This window comes from Sphingomonas sp. STIS6.2, from assembly GCF_000732685.2.
Lineage (GTDB): Bacteria > Pseudomonadota > Alphaproteobacteria > Sphingomonadales > Sphingomonadaceae > Sphingomonas > Sphingomonas aerolata.
Window position 1 is genome coordinate 134,002 of record NZ_JPDP02000160.1, and the last position, 19,594, is coordinate 153,595.

The following is a 19,594-nucleotide window of genomic DNA, read 5'->3' on the forward strand; positions in this document are numbered from 1 at the left end:
GCGCTACGCTGCCAGCATCATGCAATGCTGGCAGCGTATGGGCTCAGAACCGGAACGCCGCCGTGGCGCGCAGGCTGTGCCAGCGGAACTTCTCGTCGCTGCGGCGGAAATCGGTGCCGCTGGTGTTTGGCGCGATCAGGAACGGGTTGTTCGCCAGCAGAACCGGGCTGCCGGCCAGCGCCGTGCCCGCCGTCACGCGAACGCGCGCGTCGTCGTCCTGGTACTGATGGAACATGTATTCCATGCCGATCGAGATGTTCTTGGTCAGCTTCTGCTCGATGCCGCCGCCGCCGAGAATGCCCCACTGGTTCTTCGAGCCAGTCGCCGAAAACGCGTTCGCCGTGTTCGTCGTGAAGAACAGATTGTCGATCTTGGCATAGCCCGCACCGAACGTGCCGTAGAACAGCGTGGTGTTGGCAGCATAGCCGAGGCGGCCGCGGGCGGACGCTTCCCACTTCAGCTTGCGCGCCATCGTGTAGCTCGCAGGCGTGGTCGAGAAGCCCGAGGTGCTGTCGGTGATGTCGCTCGTGCCGAATTCGCCGACGACACCGACGACGATGTTGCCGCGCTGAACGTCGAGGCCTGCACGACCGTAATAGGCCCAACCATCGTCGTCGTTACGGCAGCCGGAAGCCGCGGCACCGGTACGGGCCGAGCCGTTGCAGAAGCCTGGCGAGAAGGCGTTGGCGCCGGTGATGGTGTTGACGCTGTCGTTGAAAGCGCCGTTGCCGTTGCGGTCGAACAGGATCGATGAGCCGACGTCATTGCCCTGCACGTCATAGCCGCCCGCGGCGCCGATATAGACGCCCGAGAACGGACGATCTTCGGTGGTTTCCTGTGCGACGGCCGGAACGGCAAAAAGGCCCGCAACGGCGAGGCCGGCGAGCGCGGTCAGATTCATGTAATGCTTCATGGTCGTTCCCCAAACGAGGGGCCGCGACGCGCCCAATGTACGCCGCGGCCCAGGTTGTCCTGTTTCAGTTCGTGACGACGATCACGCGTTGGCGCCGCTGGTGCGCAGTGCATCGGTGCGGTTGTTGGTGCCGTTGGGGAAGAAGCCCCCGCCGATCTTTGCGGTGTTGGTCAGATAGGCGATGTTGTGCACCTGTGCGACCGACCGGCTGAACGCCAGGCCGTTGGCGTCGGTCGGGACGATGTTCGACACGGTTGGATCCATGCCGGTGATGCCCTGATCGATGTCGCCGATGATGCCCGTCGTTGCGTTGGTAACGGTGCCGTCCAGGCTGTCGCGCGCGTCGCTGATCTGGTTTGCGGCGGTACGCAGCGACGGCGTCTGCAGTCCCTTGCGATACAGGATCGTGCGGATCAGGCCGGCGTGATACGCCTCTGCCGCGAGGATGCCGGCGGCCGCCTCGAGATAGGTTTTGTTGCCGATCAGCGTTGCACCACCCTTGTACGCCGAGACGCCGACATCCTCGAAGATGAACGCGCCGAGCAGGAAGCTGTTGTCGTCGGCATACGGATCGAACACGCCCGTATCCGGAACGACACGTGCCGCACGTGCGGCCAAGGTGAAGGCGCCCGGCGCAGCCGCGGTGCCGGCAGAGATGTCCAGTGCAGGCTGTGCGACTGCGGCAGTGCCGAGTGCCCGGCGCAGGAAGGCAACGTGCGCGACTTCGTCGATGGCGATTTCGCGCGCATATTCACGGACGATCGCGTCCTGGAACGGCACCTGTCGGCCACCCGTCACGGCGCCCTGAGTCCCGGTACCGGTCAGCAGGCTGGCGTTGAGGCCAACGCCGAACGTCGCGAATGCGTAGAACTGCGCCTCGAGATATTCGAGGTTGAGCGCGAAGTTCAGCACGTCGGCATCGGTGATGGCGGACCCCGTCGCGGGTGTCGGCGTGGGCGTCGGCGACGGTGCGAGATCGGCATCGTCGTTGCCGCAGGCCGCGAGCAGCGACGCACCGCCGACGGCAAGCGCGCTGCCACCGGCAAAGCGCAGGAAGCCGCGGCGTTCGTTGCGCCGGGCGGCGATGGCGTCGAATATTTCGAGCTTGGTATTGAGGTCGGTCATTGGGTTAATCCCCTGAATAGCAAAGAAAGCTTACGGCAGAGCTGAAGCGGTTCAGGCTGCTGCGGTGCTCGTCTTGATGTTGCCGTTCATGCCTGCCGGGAAGAACCCGCCCGCGGCCACTGCACCACTGTTCAGGTACACGATGTTAAGCACCTGGCTCACCGAGCGGCTATAGGCGACACCGTCGGCGTCGAGCGGCACGATGTTCGACACGGTCACCGCCGCCTGGGTGGCGGACAGGTTGATCGGCGTCGCGCTGTAGGACGAGATGCCCTGGTCGATATCATTCGCGCCAAAGATCGTCGTGTTGGCGCCACCGCCGTCGAGGCTGTCGCGCGCGCGCGAAATGGCATCGGCGGAGGTCCGCAACGACGGCACGTCAATACCCTTGCCGTACAGCGTCGTGCGGACGATCGCGGCATGATAGGCCTCGACCGCGAGCAGGCCGGCCGCGGCATCGAGAAACGTCTTGTTCGTGAGCAAGGGGGCGGCACCCTTGTAGGCGGTGACGCCGACGTCCTCGAAGATGAACGCACCGAGCAGGAACGCCTCGTCCGAGCCATAGGGATCGAACGCGGTGCCGGCAGGCACGAGCCCGGCGGCCTGCGCAGCAACCGAAAAGGCGCTGGTCGGCGAGACGCTGACGTCGATCACCGGCTGCGACACCGTCGAGCTGCCAAGCGCAGTGCGCAGGAACCTGACATGCGCGATTTCGTCCTGTGCGATCTCGCGTGCATATTGCTCGACGATGGGATCGGTGAACGCGACCTTGCGGCCGCCACGAACGGCACCCTGCGTACCGCTGCCGGTCAGCAGAGCGTTGTCGAGTCCGGTGCCATAGGCTGCATAGGAGTAGAATTGCGCCTCGAGATATTCGAGGTTGAGCGCGAAGTTCAGGACGTCGGCGTCGGTTACCGACTGTGCCGCGGCGGCGCTCGAGAGGGACAGAGCGGTCGCTCCGGCTGCCGTCATCGCAGCCGCACCAAGTGCGTTTTTGAAGAACTCGCGCCGGTCGTTGCGCCGTTCGACACGGGCATCGAGGGCATCGATCAGATGGGTTGATTGGGTCATTGGCTTCATCTCCCTGAACCAGGCACGTCGGCACACGGTCGGCCTCGATCGCCTCTGGCGGGCGATCCTGTGTGCACAACGGTTCAAGGAACGGGAGCTGGGAGATAAAGTTGCAAATAAATGGAATACTTAGGCAAACTTCTCCAATTACACTAATCGCGCGCAATGTTTTCAGTAATGCTGCACCACAGCATTTATAGCGCCATTCATGATGGCGGGCTTAACTTGTCCTGTGTACGGGTCGCAAAATCCGTGGCGTCATGGCGTTCGTGGAGTTGGCTCGCGGGATCGCCCATGACGCGGTTGACCATGCGGCCACGCTGGACCGCGGGGCGTGCGCCGATCGCATCCGCCCAGCGCTTCACGTTCGGATAGTCCTGGACCTGAAGGAACTCACCGGCGTCGTATAGCTGCCCCTGGACCAGCGCCCCGTACCAGGGCCAGGCGGCCATGTCGGCGATCGTATAGGCGGCACCGGCCAGATACGCGCTGTCGGCAAGACGCCGGTCGAGCACGTCGAGCTGGCGCTTGGCCTCCATCGCGAACCGGTCGATCGCATACTCGATCTTGACCGGCGCATAAGCGTAGAAATGGCCGAAGCCGCCGCCGACGAACGGGCCGCTGCCGACCTGCCAGAACAGCCAGGACAGGCAGGTCGCGCGCGCCGCGGGTTCGGTCGGCAGGAACGCGCCGAACTTCTCCGCGAGATGCATCAGGATCGCGCCGGATTCGAAGATCGGCAGCGGCGTCGTGCCGCTGCGATCCATGAGCGCCGGGATCTTCGAATTGGGATTGATCTCGACAAAGCCGCTGCCGAACTGGTCGCCTTCGTTGATCCGGATTAGCCAGGCGTCATATTCCGCGCCGGCATGGCCGAGCGCGAGCAGCTCCTCGAGCATGATCGTGACCTTCACCCCGTTCGGCGTGCCGAGCGAATAGAGCTGCAGCGGGTGGCGCCCGACCGGCAGATCCTTGTCATGCGTCGATCCGGCGACCGGCCGGTTGATCGCGGCGAACCGGCCGCCATTGTCGCGGTTCCAGGTCCAGATTGCCGGGGGGGTATAGGTCGGGGCGTCGGTCATCGGGCTGCTCCGTGCATCGAAAGGGTGGGCTCGGGGTTCGGTCTCGGCGATCCTAACGCCTAGACGCCGTGATAGTCGCGATACCATCGGATGAAGCGTGGCACGCCCTCGGTGATGCTGGTGGTGGGGGCGAAGCCGAGATCGTTGCCGATCGCGCTGACATCGGCGCAGGTGCGCACGACATCGCCCGCCTGCATCGGCAGGTCCTGGCGGATCGCCTTGCGACCGATCGCCTGCTCGAGCACGTCGATGACCTCGCCGAGCTGTTCGGCGCGGCTGTTGCCGATATTGTAGACGCGGTGCGGCCCCATGCTGCCGCCGGGCTTCGCCTGGCCATCATCCGCGGGCGGCGCATCGAGCGCGGCGACGATGCCGGCGACGATGTCGTCGATATAGGTGAAGTCGCGCTCCATCCGGCCTGCGTTGAACACCGGAATGGGTTCGCCCGCGAGGATCGCCTTGGTGAAGATCCACATCATCATGTCGGGACGCCCCCAGGGGCCGTAGACGGTGAAGAAACGCAACCCCGTCTGCGGCAGGCGATAGAGATGCGCGTAGCTTTCGCTCATCAGCTCGTTCGACTTCTTCGTCGCGGCATAGAGCGACAGCGGGCGGTCGGTGCGATCCTCGACGCGGAAGGGCACGCTGTCATTGCCGCCATAGACCGACGAGGACGAGGCGTAGACCAGGTGCCGGACCTGCCGCGCGCGCGCGAGTTCGAGGATGTTGAGATGCCCGACCAGATTGGCCCGGGCATAGGCCATCGGATTCTCGATCGAGTAGCGGACGCCGGCCTGCGCACCGAGATGGACGATCCGGTCGATGTCGAGGCCTGCCACCGCTGCGTCGAGCGCGGGCGTGTCCGCGAAATCGAGCTTGGCGAAGGTGAAGGCCGCGCCGTGCCGGTCGCGCAGATAGGCGAGCCGCGCCGCCTTGAGCGCGGGGTCGTAATAGGCGTTGCACTCGTCGATGCCGAACACCGTTTCGCCACGTGCCAGCAACGCGTCCGCGACATGCATGCCGATGAAGCCGGCGGCGCCGGTTACGATCACTGTCATCGCTGTTCTTTCCTGATGGGTTCGGCGGCACCGAGAAGCGATGCCGATACCAGTGTCAACCCCATCAATCCCGCATCCCTGCTGTGCCGCGCGAGGCGGCGCGAACGCGACGTCCATCACCGGGACGGCGGCGGCGGTGGCCGGTCTTCAATGTCGAGACCCGGCGAAGAACGGGCAAAGTATTGAAGCCAATCAATACTAAGACAGATTATAGGACAACTAGCGTTTCGCTGCAAAGCAGTATAGCCATAGGCCGCAAGCGCGCGGATACTTCCGTACAGAAACGAGTGGATGGTATGAACGTAGATCAAGTTTTTGGTGGAACACACTCTCCGGGTGTATCGCCGGAAAAATTTGCGATGCCACCGGGAATGCGGATGCGGTATGACTTGCCCCAGGCAAGCCTTGCCGAATGCCTGACCGGATATGCGATCTATTCGGCCAGTGATCGCAACCCGCTCGTCAACTGGTATCTACCTGCACCAGTTATGATTTCTATTCTGGCGGATGCGGGGCCGATCACCGTGGCGATCGGCAATCACCGGTTCGGGCCGCTCGAGCGCGCCAGTCTCTACGGCCCGACCAGCCGCGCGTTTCGCACCGTCACACATGGCGGCGTCGCGGTCGGGATCGGAATCAGCGCGATCGGCTGGTCCCGGATGACGTCGCGGCTGGCGGGCGATTTCCGCAACCGTATCGTGCCGCTCGAGACGCTGCTCGGTCCGGAGGTGTCGCGCCGGCTGACGACGGGGCTCGACGCGCTGTCCGACGATGCGATGATCAAGCCGTTCCTCGACGACGTGCTGGAACCGCTGTTCCAGCGCCGGCACCCGCAGGAGGAACTGATCCGTGCATTCGCCGCACTGACGGTGACCGACGGGGTGATCGAGATGCAGGACGTCGCCGACCGGCTGGGGATCGAGACGCACGCGCTCAGGCGGCTCGCCACCCGCCATTTCGGCATGCTGCCCAAGATGCTGCTGCGGCGCGCGCGCTTTCTGCGGTCGTTCATCCGGCTGATCCGGCCCGATGGCCATGTCGATTATTCGGCGATCGACAGCAGCTATTTCGACGCGTCGCATTTCCTGCGCGATGCGACGACGTTCCTCGGCACGACGCCGCGCCGGTTCCTCGCATCGGAGACGCTGTTCCTGAAATCCAGCCTGCGTGCCCGCGCGGCGGTGATCGGTACGCCGACCCAGGCGCTGCACATCCCGACGCCCCCGGTCAGTGTCAGCAGCATCATCCGCACCGTCCATGACGGCCGTGGCCGCCGCGACGAACTGACAAGCTAGCCGCAGCACGCAAGTCCGGTTGTGCCCTCCATCGCCGATATGCGTTATGGTAAGGAGAACGCAGATCGGACACTGGGATGATGCAGGAAGTCGAATTGAAGCTCGTCCTGACGGCGGACGCCGCGGACCGGATCGTGCGCGAACTGCCGTCGGATGACGCGACCCGTACCACGATGCTCGAGGCGATCTATTTCGACACGCCCGAGCAAACGCTACGGGAGCACGGCGCGTCGCTGCGGATCCGGCGCGCGGGCGATACGCGGATCCAGACGATCAAGATCGACCCGGCAAAGGGCGCGGGGTTGTTCTCGCGCCCCGAATGGGAACGGCCGGTCACGGACGATCGTCCGCGTCTCGACGACATTACGCCGGTCTTCGCGCTGCTCGACGGGACGACCGAACGGCTCGCGCCGGCCTTCACCGTGTCGGTGGAACGACGCAGCTGGGAGATCAGCGAGAACGGGGCGGAGATCGAACTCGTACTGGACCGCGGGATGGTCCGGGTCGGCGAGCGGCAGTCGCCGGTCTGCGAAGTCGAGATCGAACTGAAGCGCGGCGACCCGACCGCGCTGTTCACGCTGGCCCGCCGGATCGCGGATATGGTGCCGCTGCGGCTCGGCGTCGTGACCAAGTCCGAGCGCGGTTACGGCCTGACCGGGCCAGTGCGTCGCGCCTTCAAGGCCGAGCCGGTGTCGCTCAATGGCGACGCGACGACGATCGAGGCGCTCCGGACGGTTATTGGCGCCTGCCTGCGGCACTATCGGCTGAACGAGACGATCCTGCTCGAGACGCGCGCGCCGGAGGCGCTGCACCAGGCGCGTGTCGCGTTGCGGCGGACGCGCGCCGCGCTCGGGCTGTTCAAGCGCGTGCTGGGACGCGAGCAGACGGCGCATTTCCGGTCCGAGCTGCGCTGGCTGGCCCAGACGCTGGGGCAGGCGCGCGATCTCGACGTGCTGGCGGACACGGCGGCGGCGAAGCTGGGCGCGGGGGACGTCTTTGACCGGATCGAGGCGGCGCGCGGTCTGGCCTATGACGAGGTCGATATGGCGCTGGAGTCGTCGCGCGTGCGGACGGTGATGCTCGATCTGACGCAGTGGCTCGCGGTTGGCGACTGGTCGACGGGGGATGCGACGCGGGCGGTGCGCGAGGCGCCCGCCCGCGCGTTTGCAGCGGCGGCGCTCCGCAAGCGACGCAAGGCGCTCAAGATTGACGCGCCATCGCTCGCGCTGCTGACGGACGACGAGCGTCATGCGATCCGCAAGGACGCCAAGACGCTGCGCTATGCGACGGAATTCTTCGCGGACCTGTTTGCCGATGCGGTGCAGCAAAAACGGCAGGCCAAATTCGTCTCGACGCTCGAAACGCTGCAGGACCGGCTCGGCACGCTGAACGACGCGGCAACGGTGCCCACGATCCTTGCCCGGCTGGGGATTGAGGACAACGAAGCGGCACTGGTCGACGATCGCAAACACGCCAAGCGGCTCGACCGCGCTGCCGCGGCGCACTCGGCGCTGCTCGACCGGAAAGCCTTCTGGCGCTGATCGGGTGGACGACCGGCGCAGGTCCATGCAGATCAGCCTGTGCGCGCTGGTCGTCGTCGTCGGGGGTGGCCTGGCCCGGCTGATCCTGCCGCCGCCGTTGCAGAGCGATGCCTGGATGCTTGACTGACGCGTCATTGCAACGTCAGGCCGCGGCCGAATCGGTCCAGTCGCGCTCTGCCAACGTGCGGGTTTCGGTGACGGGGAGGGCGCGGCCGAACAGATCGCCTTGCGCGTGCGTACAGCCAAGCGCCGCGACAAGCTGACGCTCGTCCTGCGTCTCCACCCCTTCGGCGATGGTCGCGATGTCGAGGCTTTGCGCGAGCGCGACCACCGCGCGGATGATCGCCAGCGCCTCGCGGCCGCCGCGTGCTGCGGCGCGGACGAAGCTGCCGTCGATCTTGATCGAGGAGAAGCGGGTGCGGCTGAGATAGCCCAGCGACGAATGGCCAATGCCGAAATCGTCGAGGCTCAGGCGTACGCCGAGGTCGAGGATACGCGCGAGGGTCGTCGTCGCGCCACGATCCTCGCGCAGGAAGACGCCCTCGGTAACCTCGAGCTCGAGCCGGTCGGCCGACAGTCCGCTGTCGGCAAGCACGGTCGCGACGGTCGTGACGAAACCGTCATTCTGCAGCTGGACCGGCGACACGTTGACGGCGATGCGCAGGCCCTCGGGCCAGCTCGCGGCTTCGGCGCAGGCGGTGCGCAGGACCCAGGCGCCGATCTGCGCGATGATCCGTGCGTCTTCGGCGAGCGGGATGAAGCGGGACGGCGGGACCGTGCCGAACTCCGGGCTTTCCCAGCGCAGCAGCGCCTCGAAGCCGCGCAGCATGCCGCCCTGCGTGTCGATGATCGGCTGGTAGGCGAGGGACATCTCACCCCGATCGAGTGCGCCGCGCAGCGCGATCTCAAGCACCCGCCGCTCCTCCGCCTGGACGTAAAGCGCGGGTTCGTAGACGCGATACACACCGCGACCGGCATCCTTGGCGCGATAGAGCGCCAGATCGGCGGACCGGATCAGCATCTCCGACGTGCGCCCGTCGCGCGGCCCGAAGGCAAGCCCGATGCTGGCGCCGATATGCAGCGTATAGTGATCGACGTCGTAGGGCCGCGACAATGCGGTGATGATGCGTCCGGCGAGCTCCTCGACCGCGCCCGTATCGCTGGCGTCGCGGACGACGAGCGCGAACTCGTCGCCGCCAAGCCGCCCGCAGGATTCGTTCGCGCTCATCATATGGCCGAGCCGTTCCGCGACCTGGCACAGCAGCCGGTCGCCGACCGGGTGGCCGAGCGTGTCGTTGACCGCCTTGAACCGGTCGAGATCAAGCATCATGAACGCGCAGCGTCCGCCACAGGCCTCCGCCGCGATCATCGCGTCGGACAGCGTTTCGGTGATCAGCCGGCGGTTGGGCAGCCCGGTCAACGTGTCGAAGCGCGCCATGCGGTTGATCTTGTCCGCGGACGCGCGCTGATCCGTGACATCCGCGCCGACGCCGCGGAAACCGCAGAATATTCCGCGGTCGTCGTAACGCGGCGCGGCGGCCAGCTGCCACCAGCGCTCCTGTTCGGTGAAGCGGATCGGCAGTCTCAGGTTGACGAAGCTGTCCCGGTTGCGCAGCTTTTCGGCAAGCGCGCGCAGGCCTGCCGCGAACGTGCCGCTGTCCCAGGATGGTCCGGCGAGCAGCTGGAGGATCGGCATGCCGTCGATATCCGCCGGCGCGCGACCGCACGCCCGCGCGAAACGGGCGCTGGGCCGGATCACGCGTCGTGTCGCGTCGGTCTCCCACAGCCATTCGGCAGCGCTCTCCTCGAATTCGAGCAGGAGCACGCTGATCGTCTCGTCGCGTTCGTCGAGCACCGCCTGCGCATTGTGGATCGTGACCAGCGCGCGCGTCCGGCTGAGGCAGGCGGTCATCAGCAACAGGGTGAAGGCGAGCACCCCCCCGGCGATTCCACTCGCGTGCATCAGCATGAGCTGGACGCACGATACGAACCCGAGTGTGCCGATGAACATGAGCGTGGCGAGCGGCAGCGGTGCCATCGCGAAGGCTGCCCCCGTCATCACGATCATTAGCGTGAGGCCGAGCCCGATGCTCGTTGCGACCGGGACTTGCGGGCAGAAGAAAACCGGGATGACCGACCAGGCCAAAGCGAGGCTGCCCCCCTCCCACAAGGTTGCCCGGATATCCGTCCTGCCACCATGCCCGGCAGCGCGCGAGGGAGCGAGGCGGCGGCGGATGGTCACCCACACGGTCCCCGCGATCAGGAGCGTCGACCATGACGCGACCTGCCAGAACGGCATCCGGGGATAGAGCAATGCGGCACAGACGGCGGTCGCGAGCAGGTTGGCGGCGAGAGCGAACCAGGCGAGTTGCCGGCCGGCGTCGAGCTGCGCCGCGCGAAGCCGGCCCCATTCCCTGGGATCGCACCCTTCCGACAGCGCGAGCAGCGCGCGCATGTCGATGGGCATGTGATGCGTCGACATTCGTGTACGCGCCGGCATGATCGGCGGGGGCGGATCGGATCCGGAAGGCGACTGGCTGCTCACACCGCCGGGCTTAATGCACGTTGGTTATCGCAACGTTCCCATCCCCCGCGTTGTGAAAAATAACCGGGTCGGGGGCAGGGGCCGCGACCGTCCCGCCGCACTGGCGGGACGGTGCGGCGGGGCAGGCGTCGTCAGGCGGCGATGTCATAGGGCTTGATGTCGCCGCTCAGGTACAGGTTGCGCGCCTTGGCGCGGCTGAGCTTGCCCGACGAGGTGCGCGGCAGCGTGCGGGGAGGGATCAGTTCGATCACGCAGTTCATGCCCGTTACCGAGCGCACGCGTTCGCGGATCTCGTCGCGCAGGCGCAGGCGTTCGCCCTCGTCGGAGCTGCGGCACTGGACGAGGACGGCGGGGGTTTCCTCGCCCCCCGGGGTCGTGATCGCGAATGCGGCGATGTCGCCCGCCTTGAACCCGGGCAGCTGCTCGACGGCCCATTCGATGTCCTGCGGCCAGTGGTTCTTGCCGTTGACGATGATCATGTCCTTCGCCCGGCCGACGATGTAGATATAGCCGTCGGACATATAGCCCATGTCGCCGGTATCGAGCCAGCCGTCGGACATGCACGCCGCGGTGGCGGCGTCGTCGCGGAAATAGCCGACCATCACCGACTTGCCCTTGCACCACACCTTGCCGATCGCGCGCTCGGGGAGGGGGGTGCCGTCCTCTTCGCGAATCTCGATCGTCATGTCGCGCACCGGCTTGCCGCAATTGACGATCGCCCGGTAGCGCTGCGGGCGGTCCTCGCCGCGCGCGCCGCCCGACAACTGGGTTTCCTCGACCAGTTCGACACGGATTCCCTCGCCCGGCGGCATCAGCGATACCGCCAGCGTCGCCTCGGCAAGGCCGTAGCTGGGCAGGAAGGCGGAGGCCTGGAACCCGGCATCGGCAAAGGCGTCGACGAACGACTGCATCACGTCGGGACGGATCATGTCGGCGCCATTGCCCGCAACGCGCCAGCGCGACAGGTCGAACCGGTCGCTCGCCTTGGTCTGCGACGACATGCGGCGCGCGCAGATGTCATAGCCGAAGGTCGGCGAATAGCTGAGCGTGGTGCCGGTGTTGCGGCTGATGAGATCGAGCCAGGCGAGCGGACGGCGCGCGAAATCCTCGGTCTTGAGGTAATCGGTCGAGACCTGGTTGGCGATCGGCGACAGGAAACAGCCGACCAGCCCCATGTCATGATACCAGGGCAGCCATGACACGCAGCGATCGGTGTCGCAGACTTCCATGCCGTGGCTGTGCGCGGCGAGATTGTTGAGCAGAGCCTCGTGCGTGATGACGACGCCGTGCGGGAACCGCGTCGAGCCGCTCGAATATTGCAGATAGGCGATGTCGTCAGGACGCGCCTCGGGCAGCGTGGCGGCGGCGGCTTCGCGGGTCGCGAATTCGGACCAGTCGATCCCGTGCGTGCCCGCCAGGCGCGCCGCCTCGCTCGCCATCTGCGCGAGTTCGGGCGGGAAGATCAGTATCTTGGGATCGCAGCTCGAAAGCTGGACGCGGAGCTGCTCGATATAGGAATCGCGGCCGCCGAACGACGTCGGCAGGGGCAGCGGCACCGGCCAGGCGCCCGCATAGACGACACCGAAGAACAGCGCGGCGAATTCTGGGCCGGTCTCGGCGACCAGCGCGATGCGGTCGGCGGGGGCGACGCCGGCGGCGATCAGGCGGTCGGCCATCGCCAGCGCGTCACGACGCAGCGTCGCATAGGGATAGGGCTGGCTGAGCGTACCGCGCGCGTCATGGAAGTTGAGGCCGCGCTGCCCCGTCGCCGCATAGTCGAGCGCCTCGCCAAGTGTCGCGAAGTCGGCGAAGCGGCGCGGCAGCGTGTCCGCGGTGGGGGTCGCCGTGCGCTGCGCCGGCATCGGATCGGCCGACGGTGCGACCGCAGGCTTGACCAGCCCGTTCGTCGCCGTCGTCTGAAAGGTGTCGATCGTCATGTGCGTCCTGTCTTCCACGTCGCGGCCTGTCCGGGGACATCCGCCGCTTGAGACCGTGCAAAGCCCAGCCATGCACGGTCGTGGCGTTCAAAATCCTATCCCAGTGTGGCACAATGATGGCGTGACCCAGGATCGCCGCCGAGAAAGACAGGAGAAACGCCCGCCAAAACCGCTGGATGCCGCGGGACTTGAGGGGTTGGCGCTGCGCTATGTCGAGCGATTCGCGACCACGCGCGGCCGCCTGAGCGATTATCTACGGCGCAAGGTACGTGAGCGCGGCTGGGTCGAGGCGCCCGAAACCGGCCCGGCGGTGCCGCCCGCCGATCCCGAAGGGCTGGCGCAAAAACTGGCGGATCTCGGCTATATCGACGATCGCGGCTTTGCCGAGGCGCGGGCGGCAGCGATGCAGCGTCGCGGCCTGGGCGCGCGGCGCGTCGCGGGGGCGTTTCGCGAGGCGGGGATCGACGAGGCCGATGCCGATGCGCTCGCGCCTGAAATCGCGGCGCGCGACGTCGATGCGGCGCTGGCCTATGCGAAGCGCAAGCGGCTGGGTCCATTTGCGAGGTCGGACGATAGCGACGGGGGCGGGGCCGAGAATCGTGCGCTGCGGCAAAAGCAGCTCAGCGCGATGGTGCGCGCCGGCCACGGTTTCGATCTGGCACGCAAAATTCTTGCCGCGTCCCCGTCTGAAACAATCGATACGACAGATTTTGACTGAAGACGCATTGCAGGTTGTTGCGGCTGCGACGAAGCGTGCTAGCAAGGTGCAGGGGTGCGTAACGATGCGTAGTGAAGCGCAATATGACGGGGACAGGCCGGACACGGTACCGGACGCGGTGGCGGCTGCAGGACCGCGCGCAATTTCGGACATCGGGCAGGGCGTGGAGCAGGCTGTCGCGGAGCCGCTGGTGCTCGGCGGGGTGATCAAATGGTTCGATGTGACGCGCGGTTTCGGCTTCGCGGTCGCTGACGATACGGCGATCGGCGATATCCTGATCCATTTCTCGGTGCTCCAGCCGCATGGCCGGCGCAGCCTGCCAGAGGGCGCGCGGGTCGACGTGGTCGCGGTGCAGCGCGGGCGTGGCTTCCAGGCGCGCGAGGTCCTGTCGATCGATCTGAGCGGCGCAGTCGAGGAGACGGCGGTACGACCGGGCACGGCGGCGCCGGTCGACCGGATCGATCCGGTCGCGCTGATCGATGCCGCAGGCCCGTTCGAACCCGTCGTCGTCAAGTGGTTCAACCGGCTCAAGGGCTATGGCTTCCTGGTACGGGCAAGCGACGACAGTGACGTGTTCATCCATATGGAAACGCTGCGGCGGGCGGGGATCGACGTCGTTGAGCCCGATCAGCCGTTGCAGGCGCGAATTGTGACCGGTCGCAAGGGGCCGCTGGCCGTCACGGTGGAGCGATCCGCGCCGGCGTGGTAACCGGCCCGCCGCAACCGGGGATATATGTAATGAGTAAAACCGTCTTCGCCGCGCTTCTGGCGCTCGGCCTCTGCGCGTGTTCGAACGGCGACGCTCGGGCCGGCGACTCCGCCGCCCCAGACGCTACCGCCGCAGACACTGCGACCGGCACGGGCACCGGTGCTGCACCGGGTCAGGCCGCCGCGATGCTGGCCGTGACGATCCACAGCGCGAACGGTGCGCATGTGTTCACGGTCGAGAGCGCCAAGACCGAGGCGGAGCAGGCCCGCGGGCTGATGTACCGGACCGACCTCAAGCCGAATCGGGGCATGCTATTCTGGCCCTATCCGACCGACGGCAGTGGGCCGCGCGAGGCGAGTTTCTGGATGAAGAACACGCCGAGCCCGCTCGACATCATCTATATCCGCGCCGACCGGACGATCGCGCAGATCGCCGAGAACACGATCCCCTTCTCCGAAGCGCCGATCCCGTCGGGCGAACCCGTCGGCGCGGTCCTCGAGATCATGGGCGGGCGTGCCGGGGAACTCGGCATCGCCGAGGGCGACCGCGTCGAATGGCCGGGCGCGCCGGGCTGAACCGCCATATCCGCCGCAAAGTACCGTCTCGCGACGGCGCCTGCACTGCGTTCGAGGTTGATGGCGCGGCGTGCACCCGCTAAGCGGCGGCTATGGGATTTCTCGCATCGACCTTCACCTGGTGGAACGGCGCCACGCTCGGCACCAAATTCGGGCTTCGCGGCAAGACGCGGATGGGCGAGGACGCGCTCGGCAACGTCTATTATGAAGGCGGCAAGGACACCGCGGGCAATCCGCGCCGCTGGGTGATCTATCAGGGTGCGACCGACGCCAGCCGGGTTCCGCCCGCCTGGTTCAGCTGGCTGCACCATCAGGTCGCCGACGTGCCCGATCGTGCCCTGCCGCCGGTCCGCCCCTGGCAGAAGCCCGCCCTGCCGAATCTGACGGGTACCGCACTCGCCTATCGCCCGACGGGCGCGATGGAAAAGGGTGGCCAGCGCGCCGCGGCGACCGGCGATTACGAAGCGTGGGTGCCTGAGTGATGCAGCGCCGGATCGCTGCGGCGATCCTGGTCGTGGTTCTCGCGCTCGGTGGCTGGTTCGGCTATCGCGCCTGGACGAACCGCAAGGCCGATACGACCGTCGTGGTCCAGCAGGATCTGCCGGGCGGCGATCAGGCCGGTGACGGGTCGGTCGAGACGATCGACACGGGCGGTGCGGCGCTCGCCAATGGCGGGACGCCGATGGCAGAGCGCGTTGCGGTGATCGGCCTGCTCAACAAGCGGAACGGCGTGACGCGCGACGTCATGCTGAAGCCAGGACAGGCAACCCGGATGGGCGACGTCGTCCTCCGCCTGCGCGCCTGCGAACAGACCGCCCCCTGGGAGCCCGAACAGCTGACGGGGGCCTTTGTCCAGGTGATCGTCCGCGGCGTCGACAAGAAATGGCGGCGGACATTTTCGGGCTGGTTGTACAAGGAGCGCCCCGCGCTGAACGCGGTGCAGCATCCGATCTACGACGTCTGGACCAAAAGCTGCGCGATGACCTTCCCCGCGACCGGGCCGGATACGACATCGTCGGGCGCACCTGCGGCGGCGCGGTCGAGCGCGAAGAAATCCCCGGCGGCGGCCGACGACGCAGCCGCGCCGGACGAGCCGGTCGAGCCGACCACCCCGTCGAGCGCCGCGGCGAGCAACGCGATATAATCGGCACGCTCGATCTCGATCGCGCCGAGCGATTCGAGATGCGAGGTCTGGAACTGGCAATCGAGTAGGTCGAAGCCGCCGGCCTTTAGCCGCGCGACGAGATGCGCCAGCGCGACCTTCGATGCGTCGGTCGCGCGGCTGACCATGCTTTCGCCGAAAAAGGCCCGCCCGAGCGCCAGCCCGTATAGCCCGCCCACCAGCCGGTCGCCGTCCCAGCATTCGACCGAATGCGCGAACCCCATCAGATGCAGCGTGTGGAAGACCCGCTCGATCCCCGCATTGATCCACGTCTCAGGCCGGCCCTCGACGCTTTCGGCGCAGAGCGCGAGGATCTGGCCGAACGCAGTGTCGACGGTGACGCGGAACCGGTCCGCGACGATGGTCTTGCGCAGCGAGCGCGAGAGCCGGAACCCGTCGAGCGGCAGGACCGCGCGCTGGCGCGGCTCGACCCAGTAGACGTCGATCGTGTCGCGGCTGTCGGCCATCGGGAAGACGCCGGCCGCATAGCCGCCAAGCACGAGGCGCGGATCGAGAATATCCATCGGTCGCGCCTTAGCCCGCTGCCGACCCCGCCGCCAGCCGGTGTTCGATCGTCCGCCACAGCTGATCGAACGCCGCCGCGGCGGCCGAGCGCGGTGCGAAGGCCCCGACCGCCGCGCGTTGTACGGTCATCGCCTCGATCACACTGCTCATTGGAATGACCGGCCAGTCGGGGTTGGCGGCCAGCGCGTCGGCATGCAGGCGCCGCCTGCGATCGACCATCGCGTGGACGGGCAGCACGGGCACCTTGCCGCCGAGATGGCGGATCACCTCCTCATAGGCGCGCTGCGACAGCGGCGAGGGGATGACGGGGACGACGATCAGATCGGCGGCGCGCATCACCTGATCGGCGGTTTCGGTAAGACCCGGCGGGCAATCGAGCAGGACGCGATCATAATCGGTCAGCGCGCCGATCAGCTTGCCGAGCCTCTTTTTCTTGTCGAGCGTGTGAAACAGCTGGTCGAGACCGCGGAGCGAGGCGTCGGCGGTGATCAGGTCGAGCTTCGCGACCGGCGTCGGCTGGGCCCGTTTGGCGACGCTGATATCGCGGGAGAACATCGCCTGGGCCTGATCCCGCCCGGCGGTACCGTGCAGCAGAAAACTGCTCGCGGCCTGCGGGTCTAGGTCCCAGAGAATCGTGCGGCGTGCCGACCGAGTTGCCGAACACCAGGCGAGATTGACCGCCAGCGTCGTCTTACCGACGCCGCCCTTCAGGCTGTAGATCGCGATGGTTGCCATGCCGGCCAGCGTGCCGTCGCGCGACGCCGATGGCAAGGCGTCGCGGCATAACAACGCCCCGGGCGACGCTGGTGGTCATCCGGGGCGCGGGATCATCCGGCCGTGGCCGGCTGAAGGATCAGGTGTGGCAGGTCTGGCCGGGCTTGCCCGGTTGGGTCAGTTCGATCGACTTCTCGGTGCCCGTCATCGACCAGCCGCCGTCGGCGACCAGTGGCTCACCCTCGGCAGGCGCCTTGAGCGTCGTGGCCGGACCGCCTTCCTTGAGACGAACCACGGCCTGCTTGCCCCCCTGGAAGAAGGTCACATAGGCCAGGCTGTTGTCCTTGCAGCGCATCGTCTGCTCCGACTTGATCGACGGCGGCAGCTCGACCGGTGCCGCATTGGCGAGCTGGTTCGCCATCGGATCGGGATTGCTGTCGACCACCTCGGGTGCAGCCGGTTTGGAGTTGCAGGCAGCCAGCGCAAGCAGCGCAGCCACGGCGGTGAGGGGGAGCGTCTTCTTCATATCGTCGGGGCTTCGCGCATGCAGCAAATCGCGTCAAGCCGTAGCGGCCGCGATGCGCGCCCGGCGGGACGGGTCATCCCCGGGATGCGCCGTTTCGTCGCATTGGCGATGGCGCCCGGCAGTGTTTCGCCACCACATTCGGGCAGTGGCGACGCGGGAATAAAGGCACCGGGGTCGTCCGATGTCACGCATCTGCCACTATATTTCACGGAACCGTTGTAAGAGGACGTTGCATGCCGGGCCAAATTCCTGTCGCCGAGCGCCTGTCGGCGATATCGACGCTCATCACCCAGGCGCTCTGCCTGGCCGACGAGGGGGGCGAATTGCTGCTCGGCGCCAAATTGTCCGACGCACTGGATTGCGTTCAGGCCCGCATCGAAACGGTGAGGCGCGACGTGGCGTGAACGGGCGGCCTGACGGGGCCTCGTGCGCCGGCTTGTCCGGTGGATAGTTTTAGCGCGCTTGTGGCGGACCGGCAGTGGCGCCATCTACAGGCTATGCAGATGAGATCCGATACGCTGACCGCCCCCGATACGCTTGCCCTGATCGGGAATACGCCGCTGGTGCGACTGAAGGGCCCGAGCGACGCGACGGGGTGCGATATCTTCGGCAAGTGCGAGTTCACCAATCCGGGCGCGTCGATCAAGGATCGCGCCGCGCTGTTCATCGTCGAGGACGCCGAGGCGCGCGGCCTGCTTCAGCCGGGCGGGACGATCGTCGAGGGGACCGCGGGCAATACCGGGATCGGCCTGGCGTTGGTCGCCAATGCCAAGGGCTACAAGACGATCATCGTGATGCCCGAGACGCAGAGTCGCGAGAAGATGGACACGTTGCGCGCGCTGGGTGCCGAACTCGTGCTCGTGCCCGCTGCTGCCTTTTCCAACCCGTGTCATTTCGTGCACACGTCGCGGCGCATCGCCGAGGAGACGCCGGGCGCGATCTGGGCGAACCAGTTTGACAACACCGCCAATCGCCACGCGCACATCATCGGCACCGCCGAAGAGCTGTGGCGGCAGATGGAGGAGCGGATCGACGGCTTCACCTGCGCGGCGGGGACGGGCGGGACGATCGCCGGCGTCGGCCTGGGTCTGAAGGCCAAGGACGAGGCGATCTGCATCGCGCTGACCGATCCGCATGGTGCTGCGCTCTATAACTATTACGCGCATGGCGAGCTGAAGTCCGAAGGGTCCTCGGTTGCGGAAGGCATCGGGCAGGGGCGGATCACCGCCAATCTCGATGGCGCGCCGATCGACACGCAGTTCCGGATCTCGGACGCGGAAGGCTATGCCTGGACCCGGCAGTTGCTCGACGAGGAGGGGCTGTGCCTCGGCCTGTCGTCGGGGATCAACGTCGCGGGCGCGGTCGCGCTGGCGCGGCAGCTCGGGCCGGGCAAGCGGATCGCGACGATCCTGTGCGATACGGGGTTCCGCTACCTCTCGACGCTGTACAATCCCGAATGGCGCGCGGCGAAGGGCCTGATGTGAGCGAGGGCGGCGGCGCGCCGCGGGATGGTGAAATTCGACAAGTGCGCGATGATCGGGTAGATGCGCGCGACAAGATGCAGACGCAACGCGCACCTTCGCAAACCATGCAGCGGATCAAGGTCGGCATGATCGGGCTCGCCGCAGTGGTGATCTTCATCGGGCTCGCCAGCGCGATCATCGGGTCGGCGACGCGCGAACGACCCGTGGTCGCCGCCGGCTCGGCGCAGGCCGATGTCGTCGCGAACATGGCCGTGTCGAATACGACCGCCGCCGCCGATGGCTCTGACGAGCCACTCGCGGAAATGGGCCTCGCACCCAGCGTCAACGCACAGGCACCCGCTACTCCGAACTGATCCGGGCTTTCCGTCGCTGCCGCGCCGGGGAAATCACGGGACCACGCTGACACGCAGCGCGTCCGCATGCCAGGGTCGACTCGATCTTGCCGTAGATCAATGTGCGCACCGGGCCGTCCCGGCAGGGCACATGGTCCCGGATCAAGGGCAATACAGCGCTTGATTCCCGGAAATCCCCAAATATCCCGTTGCGTCCCCGTTCCGCTGTGATAGACGGAGATTAACACAGGGGCACGTTCACCGTTCGCGATTGCGCGGCCG

The 19,594-nt window shown here is 66.8% G+C and carries 19 protein-coding genes and 1 pseudogene; 10 read left to right on the top strand and 10 right to left on the bottom strand.

The annotated features are described in order from the left end of the window. Window positions 1–43 precede the first annotated feature (43 nt). The 5 genes from sphst_RS18730 to sphst_RS18750 all read right to left on the bottom strand — a co-directional run bounded on the left by sphst_RS18730 (window position 44) and on the right by sphst_RS18750 (window position 5,249). On the bottom strand, window positions 44–913 hold the full coding sequence (locus sphst_RS18730) for an outer membrane protein (RefSeq protein ID WP_043157814.1): 870 nt from the start codon (window positions 911–913) through the stop codon (window positions 44–46). A gap of 81 nt (window positions 914–994) precedes the next feature. Then, window positions 995–2,038, bottom strand: coding sequence for a ferritin-like domain-containing protein (locus sphst_RS18735; RefSeq protein WP_031395471.1), 1,044 nt, complete (start codon window positions 2,036–2,038; stop codon window positions 995–997). 51 nt (window positions 2,039–2,089) lie between these two features. After that, window positions 2,090–3,109 carry a ferritin-like domain-containing protein gene (locus sphst_RS18740; RefSeq protein WP_031395472.1) on the bottom strand — a complete coding sequence of 340 codons (1,020 nt, stop codon included), beginning with the start codon at window positions 3,107–3,109 and terminating at the stop codon, window positions 2,090–2,092. Window positions 3,110–3,315: 206 nt separating this feature from the next. Then, entirely contained in the window at window positions 3,316–4,191 is an 876-nt protein-coding gene (gene yghU, locus sphst_RS18745; RefSeq protein WP_031395473.1) for a glutathione-dependent disulfide-bond oxidoreductase, read from the bottom strand. A 59-nt stretch (window positions 4,192–4,250) separates the two neighbouring features. Further along, window positions 4,251–5,249 (bottom strand): NAD-dependent epimerase/dehydratase family protein, encoded by a 999-nt coding sequence (locus tag sphst_RS18750; protein WP_037528139.1) that lies wholly within the window; start codon window positions 5,247–5,249, stop codon window positions 4,251–4,253. A 377-nt stretch (window positions 5,250–5,626) separates the two neighbouring features. On the opposite strand from sphst_RS18750, the gene sphst_RS18755 reads away from it, so the two are divergent. After that, the gene (locus tag sphst_RS18755) at window positions 5,627–6,544 is read left to right on the top strand and encodes a helix-turn-helix domain-containing protein (protein ID WP_159043707.1); all 918 of its coding nucleotides are present in this window, start codon (window positions 5,627–5,629) and stop codon (window positions 6,542–6,544) included. 77 nt (window positions 6,545–6,621) lie between these two features. Further along, window positions 6,622–8,085 carry a CYTH and CHAD domain-containing protein gene (locus tag sphst_RS18760; protein ID WP_107045977.1) on the top strand — a complete coding sequence of 488 codons (1,464 nt, stop codon included), beginning with the start codon at window positions 6,622–6,624 and terminating at the stop codon, window positions 8,083–8,085. 142 nt (window positions 8,086–8,227) lie between these two features. Here sphst_RS18760 and sphst_RS18765 read toward each other — a convergent pair whose 3' ends face one another. Continuing rightward, window positions 8,228–10,552: a putative bifunctional diguanylate cyclase/phosphodiesterase gene (locus sphst_RS18765; RefSeq protein WP_234387746.1), complete on the bottom strand. Its 2,325-nt coding sequence runs from the start codon at window positions 10,550–10,552 to the stop codon at window positions 8,228–8,230. Between the two features lie 209 nt (window positions 10,553–10,761). Further along, window positions 10,762–12,492 carry a fatty acyl-AMP ligase gene (locus sphst_RS18770; RefSeq protein ID WP_107046026.1) on the bottom strand — a complete coding sequence of 577 codons (1,731 nt, stop codon included), beginning with the start codon at window positions 12,490–12,492 and terminating at the stop codon, window positions 10,762–10,764. 271 nt (window positions 12,493–12,763) lie between these two features. Here sphst_RS18770 and sphst_RS18775 point away from each other — a divergent pair, with 271 nt between their 5' ends. The 5 genes and pseudogenes from sphst_RS18775 to sphst_RS21385 form a co-directional block, all read left to right on the top strand. Next, complete coding sequence (locus tag sphst_RS18775; RefSeq protein WP_234387747.1) at window positions 12,764–13,285, top strand: regulatory protein RecX; 522 nt, start codon at window positions 12,764–12,766, stop codon at window positions 13,283–13,285. A 64-nt stretch (window positions 13,286–13,349) separates the two neighbouring features. After that, a complete protein-coding gene (locus sphst_RS18780) occupies window positions 13,350–13,994 on the top strand; it encodes a cold shock domain-containing protein (protein ID WP_081874299.1) in 645 nt (214 codons plus the stop codon). 29 nt (window positions 13,995–14,023) lie between these two features. Continuing rightward, window positions 14,024–14,569, top strand: a complete 546-nt coding sequence (locus sphst_RS18785) for a DUF192 domain-containing protein (RefSeq protein ID WP_234387748.1) — start codon at window positions 14,024–14,026, stop codon at window positions 14,567–14,569. A 92-nt stretch (window positions 14,570–14,661) separates the two neighbouring features. Further along, a complete protein-coding gene (locus sphst_RS18790; RefSeq protein ID WP_031395586.1) occupies window positions 14,662–15,051 on the top strand; it encodes an NADH:ubiquinone oxidoreductase subunit NDUFA12 in 390 nt (129 codons plus the stop codon). 263 nt (window positions 15,052–15,314) lie between these two features. Next, window positions 15,315–15,485 (top strand): annotated as a pseudogene (locus tag sphst_RS21385) (DUF2155 domain-containing protein); the annotation flags it as partial. A 35-nt stretch (window positions 15,486–15,520) separates the two neighbouring features. Here the strand turns inward: sphst_RS21385 and aat are convergent. The 3 genes from aat to sphst_RS18810 all read right to left on the bottom strand — a co-directional run bounded on the left by aat (window position 15,521) and on the right by sphst_RS18810 (window position 17,496). Further along, the gene (aat, locus tag sphst_RS18800) at window positions 15,521–16,255 is read right to left on the bottom strand and encodes a leucyl/phenylalanyl-tRNA--protein transferase (RefSeq protein WP_107045979.1); all 735 of its coding nucleotides are present in this window, start codon (window positions 16,253–16,255) and stop codon (window positions 15,521–15,523) included. A gap of 10 nt (window positions 16,256–16,265) precedes the next feature. Then, entirely contained in the window at window positions 16,266–16,991 is a 726-nt protein-coding gene (locus sphst_RS18805) for a ParA family protein (protein ID WP_031395589.1), read from the bottom strand. A gap of 118 nt (window positions 16,992–17,109) precedes the next feature. Beyond that, window positions 17,110–17,496, bottom strand: coding sequence for a hypothetical protein (locus sphst_RS18810; protein ID WP_031395590.1), 387 nt, complete (start codon window positions 17,494–17,496; stop codon window positions 17,110–17,112). A 233-nt stretch (window positions 17,497–17,729) separates the two neighbouring features. Between sphst_RS18810 and sphst_RS20790 the strand changes: the two genes are divergently transcribed. The 3 genes from sphst_RS20790 to sphst_RS18820 all read left to right on the top strand — a co-directional run bounded on the left by sphst_RS20790 (window position 17,730) and on the right by sphst_RS18820 (window position 19,333). After that, the gene (locus tag sphst_RS20790; protein WP_156360231.1) at window positions 17,730–17,900 is read left to right on the top strand and encodes a hypothetical protein; all 171 of its coding nucleotides are present in this window, start codon (window positions 17,730–17,732) and stop codon (window positions 17,898–17,900) included. A gap of 99 nt (window positions 17,901–17,999) precedes the next feature. Then, window positions 18,000–18,980, top strand: a complete 981-nt coding sequence (locus tag sphst_RS18815) for a cysteine synthase A (RefSeq protein ID WP_031395591.1) — start codon at window positions 18,000–18,002, stop codon at window positions 18,978–18,980. Continuing rightward, window positions 18,953–19,333, top strand: coding sequence for a hypothetical protein (locus sphst_RS18820; protein WP_234387749.1), 381 nt, complete (start codon window positions 18,953–18,955; stop codon window positions 19,331–19,333). Before sphst_RS18815 ends, sphst_RS18820 begins: the two co-directional genes overlap by 28 nt. Window positions 19,334–19,594 lie beyond the last annotated feature (261 nt).